The 13,428-nt window shown below is 42.9% G+C and carries 15 protein-coding genes; all 15 read left to right on the top strand.

Translation table 11 applies throughout. From position 1 onward, the window contains the following. Positions 1–237: 237 nt before the first annotated feature. The 15 genes from rho (at position 238) to upp (ending at position 13,300) form a co-directional block, all read left to right on the top strand. Positions 238–1,503: a transcription termination factor Rho gene (gene rho / locus AC2TFD_RS29525; RefSeq protein ID WP_335508899.1), complete on the top strand. Its 1,266-nt coding sequence runs from the start codon at positions 238–240 to the stop codon at positions 1,501–1,503. A gap of 275 nt (positions 1,504–1,778) precedes the next feature. Further along, positions 1,779–1,994 carry a 50S ribosomal protein L31 gene (rpmE, locus tag AC2TFD_RS29520; protein ID WP_335508901.1) on the top strand — a complete coding sequence of 72 codons (216 nt, stop codon included), beginning with the start codon at positions 1,779–1,781 and terminating at the stop codon, positions 1,992–1,994. A 118-nt stretch (positions 1,995–2,112) separates the two neighbouring features. Next, positions 2,113–2,724 (top strand): thymidine kinase, encoded by a 612-nt coding sequence (locus AC2TFD_RS29515; protein WP_484674650.1) that lies wholly within the window; start codon positions 2,113–2,115, stop codon positions 2,722–2,724. Between the two features lie 150 nt (positions 2,725–2,874). Further along, complete coding sequence (locus tag AC2TFD_RS29510) at positions 2,875–3,324, top strand: hypothetical protein (RefSeq protein ID WP_484674649.1); 450 nt, start codon at positions 2,875–2,877, stop codon at positions 3,322–3,324. Between the two features lie 230 nt (positions 3,325–3,554). Next, complete coding sequence (prfA, locus tag AC2TFD_RS29505) at positions 3,555–4,628, top strand: peptide chain release factor 1 (protein WP_335508907.1); 1,074 nt, start codon at positions 3,555–3,557, stop codon at positions 4,626–4,628. Next, positions 4,621–5,463: a peptide chain release factor N(5)-glutamine methyltransferase gene (prmC, locus tag AC2TFD_RS29500; protein WP_484674648.1), complete on the top strand. Its 843-nt coding sequence runs from the start codon at positions 4,621–4,623 to the stop codon at positions 5,461–5,463. Before prfA ends, prmC begins: the two co-directional genes overlap by 8 nt. Positions 5,464–5,955: 492 nt before the next feature. Then, positions 5,956–6,915, top strand: a complete 960-nt coding sequence (gene spoIIR / locus AC2TFD_RS29495) for a stage II sporulation protein R (RefSeq protein ID WP_484674647.1) — start codon at positions 5,956–5,958, stop codon at positions 6,913–6,915. Between the two features lie 216 nt (positions 6,916–7,131). Further along, complete coding sequence (locus tag AC2TFD_RS29490; protein WP_335508914.1) at positions 7,132–7,578, top strand: GNAT family N-acetyltransferase; 447 nt, start codon at positions 7,132–7,134, stop codon at positions 7,576–7,578. A 176-nt stretch (positions 7,579–7,754) separates the two neighbouring features. Next, positions 7,755–8,798, top strand: coding sequence for an L-threonylcarbamoyladenylate synthase (locus AC2TFD_RS29485; RefSeq protein WP_484674646.1), 1,044 nt, complete (start codon positions 7,755–7,757; stop codon positions 8,796–8,798). Positions 8,799–8,910: 112 nt separating this feature from the next. Continuing rightward, entirely contained in the window at positions 8,911–9,477 is a 567-nt protein-coding gene (locus tag AC2TFD_RS29480) for a manganese efflux pump MntP (RefSeq protein WP_420489002.1), read from the top strand. A gap of 42 nt (positions 9,478–9,519) precedes the next feature. Next, positions 9,520–9,966 (top strand): low molecular weight protein arginine phosphatase, encoded by a 447-nt coding sequence (locus AC2TFD_RS29475; RefSeq protein ID WP_484674645.1) that lies wholly within the window; start codon positions 9,520–9,522, stop codon positions 9,964–9,966. Between the two features lie 131 nt (positions 9,967–10,097). Beyond that, on the top strand, positions 10,098–10,538 hold the full coding sequence (gene rpiB, locus AC2TFD_RS29470; RefSeq protein WP_335508922.1) for a ribose 5-phosphate isomerase B: 441 nt from the start codon (positions 10,098–10,100) through the stop codon (positions 10,536–10,538). A 10-nt stretch (positions 10,539–10,548) separates the two neighbouring features. Next, on the top strand, positions 10,549–11,115 hold the full coding sequence (locus AC2TFD_RS29465; RefSeq protein ID WP_484674644.1) for a TIGR01440 family protein: 567 nt from the start codon (positions 10,549–10,551) through the stop codon (positions 11,113–11,115). 198 nt (positions 11,116–11,313) lie between these two features. After that, the gene (gene glyA / locus AC2TFD_RS29460) at positions 11,314–12,555 is read left to right on the top strand and encodes a serine hydroxymethyltransferase (RefSeq protein WP_335508924.1); all 1,242 of its coding nucleotides are present in this window, start codon (positions 11,314–11,316) and stop codon (positions 12,553–12,555) included. 115 nt (positions 12,556–12,670) lie between these two features. Then, complete coding sequence (gene upp / locus AC2TFD_RS29455) at positions 12,671–13,300, top strand: uracil phosphoribosyltransferase (protein ID WP_335508926.1); 630 nt, start codon at positions 12,671–12,673, stop codon at positions 13,298–13,300. Positions 13,301–13,428: the final 128 nt, after the last annotated feature.

The following is a 13,428-nucleotide window of genomic DNA, read 5'->3' as shown; positions in this document are numbered from 1 at the left end:
AGACTAGATATGGAATCTAGTCTCTTATCTCCATAAAAAAGCGGCCTTCTCCCACAATTAGAAAATTTCCAGTTGATTAATTTTTAACCCAAGGGGTACAATAGATAGTGTTTTATAAATTCTGCTATTCTATTCATTTCTATTTTTCCTCCATTTTTATAGTATTCAAAACCCTCTATTATACGAATAGTAACTCCGGTGACGGGATAGAGTAAAAATTTTAAAGTGTGGTGTACTATGGACTTAACAATATCTAGTTTAGAAAACATGAAGCTGAAGGAGCTTTATGAACTTGCACGTGAATTTAAAGTGACCTACTACAGCAAATTATCGAAAAAGGAACTTATTTTTGCAATTTTAAAATCACGTGCCGAACAGCAAGGTTATTTTTTTATGGAAGGCGTACTTGAGATTATTCAATCTGAAGGATTTGGATTTTTACGGCCAATCAACTATTCTCCAAGTTCGGAAGACATTTATATCTCTGCGTCACAAATCCGTCGTTTCGATTTAAGAAATGGGGATAAAGTATCGGGTAAGGTCCGGCCTCCAAAAGAAAATGAACGTTATTACGGACTTTTACATGTAGAAGCAGTTAACGGTGAAGACCCAGAATCAGCTAAAGAACGCGTTCACTTCCCAGCATTAACTCCTCTCTATCCAAATAGACATATAAAACTTGAAACCACTCCAAAACATATCTCAACACGAATTATGGATGTAGTTGCTCCAGTTGGATTTGGACAAAGGGGCTTAATTGTCGCACCTCCTAAGGCAGGGAAAACAATGCTGTTAAAAGAAATCGCCAACAGTATTACGACGAATCATCCTGACGTGGAATTAATCGTGCTCTTAATCGATGAACGTCCGGAGGAAGTAACCGACATTGAGCGATCCGTATCGGGTGATGTTGTCAGCTCGACGTTTGACGAGGTACCAGAGAACCATATTAAAGTTGCAGAGCTCGTTCTTGACCGCGCAATGCGCTTAGTAGAACATAAGCGTGATGTAGTAATTTTGATGGACAGTATCACACGTTTGGCTCGTGCCTATAACCTTGTGATTCCGCCAAGTGGCCGGACACTTTCCGGTGGTATTGACCCAGCGGCTTTCCACCGTCCGAAGCGTTTCTTCGGGGCAGCCCGGAACATTGAAGAAGGTGGAAGCTTAACCATCCTGGCAACTGCGTTAGTCGACACAGGATCACGGATGGATGATGTTATTTATGAAGAATTTAAAGGGACAGGAAATATGGAACTGCATTTGGACCGTCAGCTTGCAGAACGCCGTATTTTCCCAGCGCTCGATATTCGCCGCTCCGGTACACGGAAAGAAGAGCTGCTTCTTCCAAAAGACCATTTGGACAAGCTCTGGGCCATCCGAAAATCCATGTCCGATTCACCGGACTTTGCCGAGCGCTTCATGAAAAAATTAAAACAAACCAAATCCAACGAAGAGTTCTTTGCGCAGATTGGGGAAGAATTAAAGGGTAGAAGATCATAGGAAAAGCGGAAGCGCCTTGGTCAGCCCCGACAGCTGCTTGCGGACCTGTGGATGAAGTCATGCTTTTCGACTTCATCTGCAGGACCGAAGTGACCTCGAGGGGCTAGGCGCTGGAGCTAGACAATAAAATAAATCCATTAAAACCCATCTTGCCAAAATAGATTCACCTTGTTATAATGGGTGCAGTGTCTTTTTAGTAATTAATGCCGAGTCTTAAGACAGGCATATATATAACTCTGTTTCTCAAGGATTCAGGGCGGAAGGAGATGAAAAGAATGAAAGCAGGAATTCATCCAAATTACAAAACAGTACAGGTGACTTGTGCTTGCGGAAACACTTTTGAAACTGGTTCAGTGAAAAAAGAAATTCGTGTTGAGACTTGTTCAGAATGTCATCCATTCTATACTGGTCGTCAAAAATTCGCTGAAGCTGGCGGACGTGTTGACCGTTTCAACAAAAAATACGGTCTTAAAGATCCCAACGCTCAATAATAATTGCACAAAACAGGCAAGCAGAAACTTACTTGCCTGTTTTTTATTGAATAAAACATGATGAATTTTAAAAATATAGACGTAATAGGGTTCGTACATAGGAAGGAGACGCCGAATTATGTATTTAATGAAGCAACTCGGATGGGTTGAGGTTATCTGCGGCAGTATGTTCTCAGGAAAATCAGAGGAATTGATCCGTCGTGTCAGACGTGCTCAATTTGCTAAACAAAAAATAGCTGTTTTCAAACCGAAAATTGACAATCGCTATAGTGAACAATCTGTCGTTTCTCATAATGGCACCTCTTTTCATGCGAAACCTATCTCTCATTCAATAGAGATATTACACCATGTAGAGGCAGATATTGATATCATTGCCATTGATGAGGTGCAATTCTTCGATGAAGGGATTGTTAGGGTTGTACAACAGCTTGCAGACAGCGGCCATCGCGTCGTTGTTGCGGGTCTAGATATGGATTTCCGCGGTGAGCCTTTCGGGCAAATGCCAGCATTAATGGCCATTGCAGAAACCGTAACAAAACTCCAAGCTGTATGCAGCGTATGCGGATCTCCATCAAGCAGGACCCAGCGCCTAATCGACGGAAGGCCTGCATCGTACCATGACCCCGTCATCCTAGTCGGTGCCTCAGAAGCATACGAACCAAGATGCCGCCACCATCACGAAGTACCGAAAACAGCATCACGGGTGCCTGTCACCGTTTATACAGAATAGGACATTTATGCATTCGTTTATGCATTCGTTCATGCATTTAAAGCCTGGGGAGTAAGTCTTCTCAGGCTTTTTTGTGTTTTGGTTGTTGGCAGGATTTGCTTGGACGTTTTGGATGTGGTGAGGGAATGATAGTGGTAGGAGGTGCAAATGATGAAAAAATCGCTGTTTTTCTTGTTGTTTTCTGTTCTTGTGCTTTCGGCATGTCAGGCAGGAAATGAGCAAACCGCTTATGATTTGCGCAATGATACCACGAGCCCAAATTTAATGTCTAACCCTTCAGGTTACCACCCGAACTATGATGTGGGTCCGAGGTCTGACCAGAATCCGAATTTCCTTAATCTAAGGGGAACTTCTTTAAATGATGCCTCTAATCGGAATAATATGGGCACAGATATTGATATCGCTCGAGATATTGTCAATCGAACAGGTGATTTTACGGCTGAATCTATTTGGATTAATAACGCTGGTGACCAGATGACAGTATCGGTAGATCGGAAAGGCCGGCTAAGTGGAGATGAACGGGATAGAGCTATAAACACCCTTCACAAAAAACTCGTCCAAGCACTGCCGCGTTATGACATTAATATAAGAGAACGTTAACATGCTCTGGCTTCAGGGCGTGTTTTTTTTACATAGGGTGCGGATGATAAGACTTATAGCCAAAATTTCATTCTAGGCGCCGTTCTTGGACGTTTCCGTGCCCAACATAACAAAGCTCAAAGCCTTAATAATAGAACTAAAAAAATTTTTCCCCCTGAATTTGGTTTTGACGGGGGTTTTCACCTATACTATAATTATAATGTTATGGACAAAAACTAGAGGTGGTAACTGTGTTTGATCGTCTTCAATCTGTTGAAGATCGTTATGAAAGATTAAATGAGCTTTTGAGCGATCCAACAATCATTAATGATTCAAAAAAACTTCGTGAATATTCAAAAGAACAATCTGATATACAAGAGACTGTACAAACGTATCGTGAATATAAAGAGGTCCGTGAACAGTTCAACGATGCCAAGGCGATGCTTGAGGAAAAGCTCGACGCGGAAATGCGTGAAATGGTCAAGGAAGAAGTTCATGAGCTAGAAAAGCAAATTGAGGAACTCGAAGCAAAAATGAAGGTCCTGATGATTCCGAAGGATCCGAACGATGACAAGAACGTTATCTTTGAAATCCGCGGTGCTGCCGGAGGCGAGGAAGCAGCTTTGTTTGCGGGTACCCTTTACCGCATGTACAGCCGTTATGCAGAAGCGCAGGGCTGGAAAACGGAATTGATTGACGCCAATCCAACAGGTCTTGGCGGCTATAAGGAAATTAGCTTTATGATCAATGGGCAAGGTGCCTACTCTAAATTGAAGTTTGAGAATGGCGCTCACCGTGTGCAGCGTGTACCGGAAACAGAGTCCGGCGGACGGATTCATACATCGACGGCGACCGTGGTATGCTTACCGGAAGCAGAAGATGTGGAAGTGGAAATTCATGATAAAGATATCCGTTTTGACGCGTTTGCTTCCAGCGGTGCCGGCGGGCAGTCTGTTAACACGACGATGTCAGCGGTTCGTTTAACACATATTCCGACGGGAATTGTTGTATCCATCCAGGATGAAAAATCGCAGCACAAGAACAAGGACAAGGCGATGAAGGTACTACGTGCGCGCGTCTATGATAAATTCCAGCAGGAAGCGCAGGCGGAGTATGATTCTGTTCGTAAATCTGCGGTTGGTACCGGTGACCGTTCTGAACGTATTCGTACGTATAACTTCCCGCAAAATCGTGTAACCGATCATCGTATTGGTTTAACTCTTCAGAAGCTCGATCAAATCATTGAAGGCAAGCTCGATGAAATCATCGATGCGTTAACGTTAGAAGATCAAACGAGCAGGCTCGAAAGTGGTTCAGATGAGTAAAAAGATTTATGAAGCTCTGCAATGGGCTTCTTCTTTTTTAAAAGAAGCCAATCGTGATGAAAATGCCGGCGAGTTGCTGCTGCGTCATATCACCGGGATGTCACGGGCGCAGCTATTTGCCAATGTTCGGGATGATCTCAAGCCTTCTCAATGGGAAGCGTTTGAAGCAGGTGTCACCGAACATGTAAAAGGAACGCCGGTTCAATACATAATCGGTTTCGAAGAGTTTTATGGACGGACCTTTTTCGTAAATGAAGAGGTCCTCATTCCGAGACCGGAAACCGAAGAACTCGTCTATGAAACGTTGAAGCGGATCAATAAACGGGAATTAAAGGTCGTGGATATTGGGACAGGCAGCGGGGCGATTGCGATTAGTTTAAAGCTTGAGCAGCCGTCATTAACGGTCTATGCCTCCGATATTGCAGAAGAGTCATTAGCTGTCGCAAGAGAAAACGCTAAGCAGCTCGAAGCGGACGTCCAGTTTGTGCAAGGGGATTTACTTCAGCCCTTTCGCGGGCAGAAGCTTGATGTGGTGATCTCGAATCCCCCTTATATCCCATTAAGTGATATTAGTACGATGTCAGTAGTGGTCACTGAGCATGAGCCGCACCGGGCTTTATTTGCTGGTGAGGATGGACTTGATTTTTACCGCCGCTTTATGGTGGAACTGCCCGAAGTAATAGCACCAAGCGCGCTGGTTGGCTTTGAGATTGGGGCCGGACAGGGGGAGGCGGTAGCCGACCTTTTTAAAAAAGCGTTTGGAAATGTGAAGGTAGAAGTTCTTAATGATATTAATGGCAAGGACCGGATGGTGTTTGCGGAAATTAGTGAATAACGAAAATTCGTCTTAGAGTTATTATGTCTGTAATCGAGTAACCAGCAAAATTAAAATAAGCGGACATTTTCCGGTTACATGCAGAATGGAGCTCATTTCGGAGTAAATAAGCGTATTTTTCCGGTTATGTAAAACAAAATCTCCCATTTTCGAAGTTTTAAAGTCAATAGGCGGAATTTCTCCGTCTATTTATGCTCTTTTTTATTATAAATACGAATTAAGCGGAATTTCTCCATCTATTATCCGCTCGGGTGCTTACCCTGAACTCCCTCAACCGTTAAGTACGGACCCCTAATGACAACAGGTGCGAAATCAGCAGACCAGCTAATATTAAGCGGAAATTCTTCGTTTACCCACATGGAATATTGAAGTATGTACCATAATCATTGGTGCATACTTTTTTACTTTAGAAACTAGAATTTTTTAAAATTTAATAGTTTAAGATTCTTTGTATTTGTCCACAATGAGGATAGTGAAGGGACGGTGCGGAGAATGAATAGTAAAGTATTGGTTTGGTCTTATTTAATCGTATTATCGTTGGGAACGATATTGAATTTATATATACCTAAAACGGAAGCGTTAGCGAAGGACTCGGTTGTGATTCCGGCGGAGGCCATCAGGCTCCGGATTCTAGCAAACAGTGATAGTGCAAAAGATCAGGAGATTAAACGAATGGTCCGTGACGAGGTGAATGAACAAATCACGTTGTGGGTTCAGGAGTTAACATCATTGGAAAAAGCGAAAAGTGTACTGACTTCGAAGTTGCCGGAGGTACAAAACATTGCGGAAAAGGTTGTGGCGGAGCAGGGATCGACACAGAGTGTAAAAGTAGAATTTGGTAAGGTTCAGTTTCCTACTAAATTATATGGTGAGTTTTTATATCCAGCTGGGGAGTACCAAGCAATCTTGATAACACTAGGTGAAGGGACAGGCGCCAATTGGTGGTGTGTGTTATACCCGCCATTATGTTTCTTAGATTTTTCAAATGGAGTAGCGGTACAGAGTGATGGTTTTGAGGATAGCCATACGGCTCAAGCGGCAGAGATTGAGAAAAAGGTAGAAAAGGAACCGGTTGCTGAGGAAGTTTCCGATGAGCCGAAGAAGAAGGTTATAGAAGAGGAAGTTTCCAACGTGACGAAGGAAAAGGTAAAAGAAGAGGCTGCTCCTGTAAGGAAAGAAGCTCCTTCTAAAAGGATTGTAGAAGAAGTTACCGAGGAAGAACAAGTAGAAGTGAAAAAGCAAGCGGTTGTAGCAGAGAAAAAACAAGTGGTAGTAGCAGAGGATACTGAAGAGGATGTACAACCAGTAGTAGAAAAAGAAACGGAAAAGGTTACGGAAGTAAAAAAGGAAGCAAAGAAAGAAAAAATAGCTCCAGTTTATACTGCAGAGGATGAAAAGCCTGTAAAAGTAAAATTCTTTGTTGTTGAGATGTTTGATAGTATTTTCAGATAAGGGTCATCGCAGATATAATTCAATTAGCGCAGATATATTGGAATGAACGCAGATATATTTCATTTATCGCAGATAAAACGAAAGTAACGCCGATATCTACCAGCCAGTCTCAAAAATGAGGCTGGTTGTTTATTTTTACTAGTTTTTGCATGTATTTAGTTCTAGTTCTCTTAATTATTCATAATCATAGAGTATAAACTAAAAGAGGTGGTAGACATGCAAGGACTTATTCGCTGTGCAAACAAAGAGGATTTGGGCACTTTAAGAGAGTTTCTAACGAGAGCGAACCTTGGGAGTGATGGTTTAACAGAGGGAACGATAGAATACTTTTTATTGCTGGAGGATGAGAACGGGGCCATCAAGGGTACACTGGGGATGGAGGTGATCGAAGGCTGTGGATTATTACGTTCCTTAGTCGTTTCACCAGGTCAGGCAGAAAAGGATATCGTCCTGTTGATTACCCAAATGATGCAATTAGCAAAAGAAAAAGGCATGAAAAGTTTGTTTTTGGCAACCAATAAAGGAGCGACAGTGCCGTTTTTCGATTTACTAGGTTTCGAGAAGGTAGAGCGTGACGAATTACCTGCAGAGCTTTATACCTTAGAACACATAAAACACATTTTAAATGTGGATAACTCGTTATTTTTAAAATTTTCACTATAATTGTGGATGGAATCCACAAAGTTATCCACTTTTTCCAGTAAGTTATCCACAATTTGTGGATAAGGGGTTGTGTTTATACACACCATCTAATATACTTTCAAAGGTAATATGAGACAAAGAGCCTAAATTCGGCAAAATTCGATAACATTTGCGCTTCAGAAAAAAGGTGGATAATTATGAACACAAAAATCTGGATAGTGGATAAATATGTGGATAACCTTGAAAATAATCCACAGGTTGTGGTAGCCGCTCATTTTTTACAGGAAAATGAAGTGGTAGCACTGCCGACGGAAACGGTTTATGGACTTGGAGGAAATGCGGAAAGTGATGAAGCTGTGGAAAAAATCTTTGCTGCCAAAGGCAGACCGAGTGATAATCCACTGATTATCCACATTGCGGATAAAAATCAGATCAACGCGTTTGTTACCGAGCTTCCTAAAAAAGCTGAAATCCTAATGGAAAGGTTCTGGCCAGGACCTTTAACCATTATTTTTAAAAAGAAAGATGGAGTCCTGTCGGAAAAGGCTACGGCGGGTTTAGATACGGTCGCTGTCAGGATGCCGGACCATCCTGTGGCAATTGCGCTGTTAAAAAAATGCGGGCTGCCGATTGCAGCTCCAAGTGCAAATAGCTCGGGGAAGCCTAGCCCGACGAATGCACAGCATGTGGTTGAGGATTTAAATGGGAAAATTGCCGGTGTGCTTGATGGCGGACCGACGGGTGTGGGCGTTGAATCGACGGTTCTTGACTGCACCGAAGAAATTCCTATTATTTTGCGTCCAGGCGGGATAACGAAGGAGCAGCTTGAGACTGTGATTGGTGAGGTTCATCTTGACGCGGCCTTAAGCGATGAAGCTTCTAAGCCGAAAGCTCCGGGGATGAAGTATCAGCATTATGCACCGAACGCACCGCTTTTTCTGGTGAATGGAAGCAGGGAGTTCCTGCGGCGTTTAATAGAAGAAAAGCAAAATGAGGGGCTGCGAGTCGGGGTGCTGGCAACGGAAGAAAGTGTGGAGTACTATCACGGCGACGTTACCATTGCATGCGGAAAGAGAAGTGAGCTTGAAAGTGTAGCCACAGCTCTGTATGAAACGTTAAGGAACTTTAACCAAGAAAAAGTGGATATCATTTTTAGCGAAATGTTTCCGAATACAGGTGTTGGCCATGCGATCATGAACCGGCTGCAAAAGGCGGCAGGGAATAAAATTATCCACGAATAAACGGCAGGTGTCCCATGGAGGGATGCCTGTTTTTTTATAATTCTAAAACCCTTTGGACGTGCATATGTTAAATCAGGGCAAGTCCGAGGGGGTCGAGGTTTAAGTGTACGGGATGATTGGAGAATTAGTGACGCTGTTGTTAATGGCGTTTGCGCTGGGAATGGACGCCTTTTCTGTTGGTCTAGGAATGGGAATGTTCAAGTTAAGGCTGCGGCAAATATTTAAAATCGGAATCACCATTGGTTTCTTCCATGTGTGGATGCCACTTGTCGGCATGCTTGCAGGAAAATTTTTATCCGATAAATTTGGAACGTTTGCATCCATCGTTGGAGGATTGCTGCTGATTGTGCTTGGGGCGCAAATGGTATGGTCAAGCCTTCGAAAAGGTGAGCAATCGGTTATGACGCCAGTTGGATTTGGCCTGATCATTTTTGCAACAAGTGTCAGTCTTGATAGCTTTTCACTGGGGCTCACGTTAGGGATATATGGGGCCAAAACGCTGTTGGTCATTATCTGCTTTGGCGCAGTTGCAACGGTGTTAACGTGGGCAGGGCTGCTGCTCGGAAAAAAAGCACAAGGCTGGCTTGGCTCGTATAGCACTGCGCTTGGAGGCAGTATTCTGTTAGCATTTGGAATCAAATTACTTTATCCGGTTTTTAAAGGCCTTTTTTCATTATAGATAAAGCATGGTAAAATAGTACATATCGAAAGGAGGGGCAGTATGCAGCGCATTTTGTTTGTGTGTACAGGTAATACGTGCAGAAGTCCAATGGCAGAAGCAATTTTAAAAAATAAAAATATTGACGGTTTTGAAGTCAAGTCGGCGGGAATATATGCAGCAACCGGGAGTGAGGCATCTGCTCACGCCAAAAAGGTGCTCGATGACCATCAAATCGAGCACGATCACTCCTCTACTATGCTTGACACTGAAGCTGTCCGATGGGCAGATGTAATCTTAACCATGACAGCTTCCCACAAGTATGCCATTCTGCAGCAATATCCTGAAACATCAGATAAGGTTTTTACGTTAAAGGAATTTACTGGTGAGGAATTTTATGTCGATGTGGTCGACCCGTTTGGCGGCAGCTTGGCCATCTATCAGGAGACCTATCAGGAATTGGATCAATTAATTACTAAAGCAATTGAAAAAATACAAAGCTCTCAGTGATGAGGGCTTTATATTTTTTTACGGGTATGTCAATATTAAGTCAGAATAGCAGAAGGATTCTGGAGCTGGACAGTCATCAAAGTTCAGTTATATAGTAGGTTAAAAGGGATCATAACAGGAGGTTTTTAATTATGAAAGTAGCGTTAGCGTCTGATCATGGCGGTGTCAATATTCGGAAGGAAATTGCCAATTTAATGGACGAGCTTGGAATTGAATATCAGGATTTCGGCTGTGATTGTGAAACATCTGTCGATTATCCGGATTATGCCCTGCCGGTTGCGGAAAAGGTGGCAAGCGGTGAATTTGAAAGAGGGATTTTGATTTGTGGAACGGGAATTGGGATGAGCATTGCAGCAAATAAGGTAAAGGGAATCCGGTGTGCTCTTGTGCACGATACATTTAGTGCCAAGGCAACACGTGCACATAACGACACCAATATCCTCACAATGGGTGAGCGTGTGATTGGACCAGGACTTGCACGTGATATTGCACAGATTTGGTTGACTGGTGAATTTGAGGGCGGCCGCCATGCCACTCGTGTTGGGAAAATCAGCAATTACGAAAACAAATAGGATGATGACAATGATTCAAGAATGGGAAAAAGAGCTTGAAAGTATTCTTTCGGAATTTCAAGCCCAGGCTTCATTAAAGCGTGGTCAGTTATTTGTGGTTGGCTGCAGCACCAGTGAGGTAATGGGTGAGAAAATTGGAACATCTGGAACGGTTGAAGTGGCGGAAATGATTTTCCGTCAGTTGCGTTTGTTCGCACAAGAAACGGGTGTTAGTTTAGCGTTTCAATGCTGCGAGCATTTGAACCGGGCGCTTGTTGTTGAAAGAGTTGTAGCAGAGGCTAAGGCGTTGGACGAGGTATCCGTGGTTCCGGTTCGTAAGGCAGGCGGGGCGATGGCAACCTTTGCGTTTGAAAATTTAGAGGATGCTGTTGTTGTTGAATTTTTGAAAGCAGATGCCGGAATCGACATTGGGCTCACTTTCATCGGTATGCACTTGAAGCATGTTGCGGTACCGATAAGAGTTTCCCAGAAAAAAGTAGGACATGCGCATGTAACGTTAGCGAAAACACGGCCAAAGCTTATTGGCGGTGCGAGAGCTGTCTATGAAAAGACGAAGGGAAATACAAGTTGCAGTTAGTTAAAAAACGAATGTTCAATTGGTTTATTCGTGTAAACGTTCGGATAATGTCGAATTCAGTCTATCTTTAAACGGTTGAAAATAAAAAAAGTGAGGATTTTCCGAAATCCCCATTTCTCTTTTAGAGAGAAACGTGCTATTATATAGAGGAAATTTTCAAAATGTTAATTACGATTCAAACATACAGGGGGGATTACCATGAAGCATTTGTCGAATCAGGACAAGCAGGTATTTGAAGCAATTCAACAGGAATTAGGACGCCAGCGTGGAAAAATTGAATTAATAGCATCAGAAAACTTTGTTAGTGAAGCGGTAATGGAAGCACAGGGATCTGTGTTAACAAACAAATATGCAGAAGGCTATCCAGGCCGCCGTTATTATGGCGGTTGTGAATATGTGGATATTGTAGAAGACCTTGCCCGCGATCGTGCGAAGGAGATCTTCGGTGCGGAGTACGTAAATGTTCAGCCGCATTCTGGTGCACAAGCCAACATGGCAGTATACTTTACTGTTCTTGAACAAGGCGACACAGTGCTTGGTATGAACCTTTCACATGGCGGCCACTTAACGCATGGCAGCCCAGTTAACTTTAGTGGTGTTCAATATAACTTTGTTGAGTATGGTGTGGATGAAACGACGCATCGAATCAACTATGACGATGTTTTAGCAAAAGCGCGCGAACACAAACCTAAGATGATTGTTGCAGGTGCAAGTGCGTATCCACGAGAAATTGATTTTGCGAAATTCCGTGAAATCGCAGATGAAGTCGGCGCATATTTAATGGTTGATATGGCTCATATCGCTGGACTTGTGGCAGCAGGCCTTCATCAAAATCCAGTTCCGTATGCTGATTTTGTAACTACTACGACACATAAAACCCTTCGTGGACCTCGCGGCGGAATGATTTTATGCAAAGAGGAATTTGGCAAGAAAATTGACAAATCCATCTTCCCTGGTATCCAAGGCGGACCGCTTATGCATGTTATTGCTGCAAAGGCTGTTGCTTTTGGTGAGGCGCTTCAAGATAGCTTTAAAGAATATGCTGGTCAAATCATTGCCAATGCAAAGCGTTTGGCAGAAGGTTTAGAGAAGGAAGGCATCAAGTTGGTTTCCGGCGGTACAGATAACCACTTGCTTCTTTTAGATATGCAGACGTTAGGCCTAACTGGTAAGGTTGCGGAAAAAGTTCTTGATGAAGTGGGGATTACAGTTAATAAGAATACAATCCCATTTGATCCGCAAAGTCCATTTGTAACAAGCGGTATTCGTATTGGTACTGCTGCTGTTACAAGCCGTGGTTTTGGCTTAGAAGATATGGATGAAATTGCTTCCATCATTGCGTTTACCTTAAAGAACCATGAAGACGAAGCGAAGCTGAAGGAAGCGGCTGCTCGTGTTGAGAACTTGACAGGTAAATTCACGCTATATCCTGAATATTAAGCATTTTGAAATCGACTCTGATTAGGGTCGATTTCTTTTTTGTGCTCTAGTTGCTACTTAGAAAGTTTTTCTGTAAAATGAGACGGAGTTAAATTTTCGAAAAGGGGCGATTAGTATGGCAAAGGTATACGTCTTCGACCATCCACTTATTCAGCACAAGCTTACATACATTCGTGACAAAAATACAGGAACGAAAGAGTTCCGTGAATTGGTAGACGAAGTGGCAACACTTATGGCATTTGAAATCACAAGGGATATGTCACTGGAAGATATCGAAATTGAAACGCCTGTTTGTCTGACAAAATCAAAGGTGTTATCTGGAAAGAAAATCGGGATTGTCCCAATCCTGCGAGCGGGAATTGGAATGGTGGATGGAATTTTAAAATTAATTCCGGCTGCCAAGGTTGGCCATGTCGGCTTATACCGTGATCCAGAAACATTACTGCCGGTGGAATACTATATTAAGCTTCCAAGTGATGTGGAAGAACGTGAATTCATCGTGGTCGATCCGATGCTGGCTACGGGCGGATCTGCGAATGTGGCCATTGACAGCTTGAAAAAGCGCGGCGCGAAACACATTAAGTTTATGTGTTTGATTGCGGCCCCAGAAGGCGTGGAAGCTGTGAAGGAAGCACACCCTGATGTTGACATCTATATTGCTGCGTTAGATGAAAAGCTGAATGACCATGGTTACATCGTGCCAGGTTTAGGTGATGCTGGAGATCGGTTGTTTGGGACGAAATAGGATAGGTTTAGTTGGCTGAGTGGACTTCATGTTTGCTTGGCTTTTTTGTGTTTGGGTGGGTTTTCTGCGTGTTTTTTGTTTAATTTTTTACCGAAAATTGTCTAATTGTCCAATACTCTTTGAAAAAT

The sequence above is a fragment of the Neobacillus sp. plas4 genome, assembly GCF_057221695.1.
Note: the sequence above shows the minus strand (reverse complement) of the source record. Positions and strands in the feature narration are given on the sequence as shown.

What these genes read in the sequence shown, in the direction of transcription:
- spoIIR (WP_484674647.1), top strand. Translation starts at nt 5,956, where the DNA reads ATGAATAGTAAAGTATTGGTTTGGTCTTATTTAATCGTATTATCGTTG.
- rpmE (WP_335508901.1), top strand. Translation starts at nt 1,779, where the DNA reads ATGAAAGCAGGAATTCATCCAAATTACAAAACAGTACAGGTGACTTGT.
- AC2TFD_RS29475 (WP_484674645.1), top strand. Translation starts at nt 9,520, where the DNA reads ATGCAGCGCATTTTGTTTGTGTGTACAGGTAATACGTGCAGAAGTCCA.
- rpiB (WP_335508922.1), top strand. Translation starts at nt 10,098, where the DNA reads ATGAAAGTAGCGTTAGCGTCTGATCATGGCGGTGTCAATATTCGGAAG.
- AC2TFD_RS29480 (WP_420489002.1), top strand. Translation starts at nt 8,911, where the DNA reads ATGATTGGAGAATTAGTGACGCTGTTGTTAATGGCGTTTGCGCTGGGA.
- prmC (WP_484674648.1), top strand. Translation starts at nt 4,621, where the DNA reads ATGAGTAAAAAGATTTATGAAGCTCTGCAATGGGCTTCTTCTTTTTTA.
- AC2TFD_RS29515 (WP_484674650.1), top strand. Translation starts at nt 2,113, where the DNA reads ATGTATTTAATGAAGCAACTCGGATGGGTTGAGGTTATCTGCGGCAGT.
- AC2TFD_RS29490 (WP_335508914.1), top strand. Translation starts at nt 7,132, where the DNA reads ATGCAAGGACTTATTCGCTGTGCAAACAAAGAGGATTTGGGCACTTTA.
- glyA (WP_335508924.1), top strand. Translation starts at nt 11,314, where the DNA reads ATGAAGCATTTGTCGAATCAGGACAAGCAGGTATTTGAAGCAATTCAA.
- AC2TFD_RS29485 (WP_484674646.1), top strand. Translation starts at nt 7,755, where the DNA reads ATGAACACAAAAATCTGGATAGTGGATAAATATGTGGATAACCTTGAA.
- upp (WP_335508926.1), top strand. Translation starts at nt 12,671, where the DNA reads ATGGCAAAGGTATACGTCTTCGACCATCCACTTATTCAGCACAAGCTT.
- rho (WP_335508899.1), top strand. Translation starts at nt 238, where the DNA reads ATGGACTTAACAATATCTAGTTTAGAAAACATGAAGCTGAAGGAGCTT.
- AC2TFD_RS29465 (WP_484674644.1), top strand. Translation starts at nt 10,549, where the DNA reads ATGATTCAAGAATGGGAAAAAGAGCTTGAAAGTATTCTTTCGGAATTT.
- AC2TFD_RS29510 (WP_484674649.1), top strand. Translation starts at nt 2,875, where the DNA reads ATGAAAAAATCGCTGTTTTTCTTGTTGTTTTCTGTTCTTGTGCTTTCG.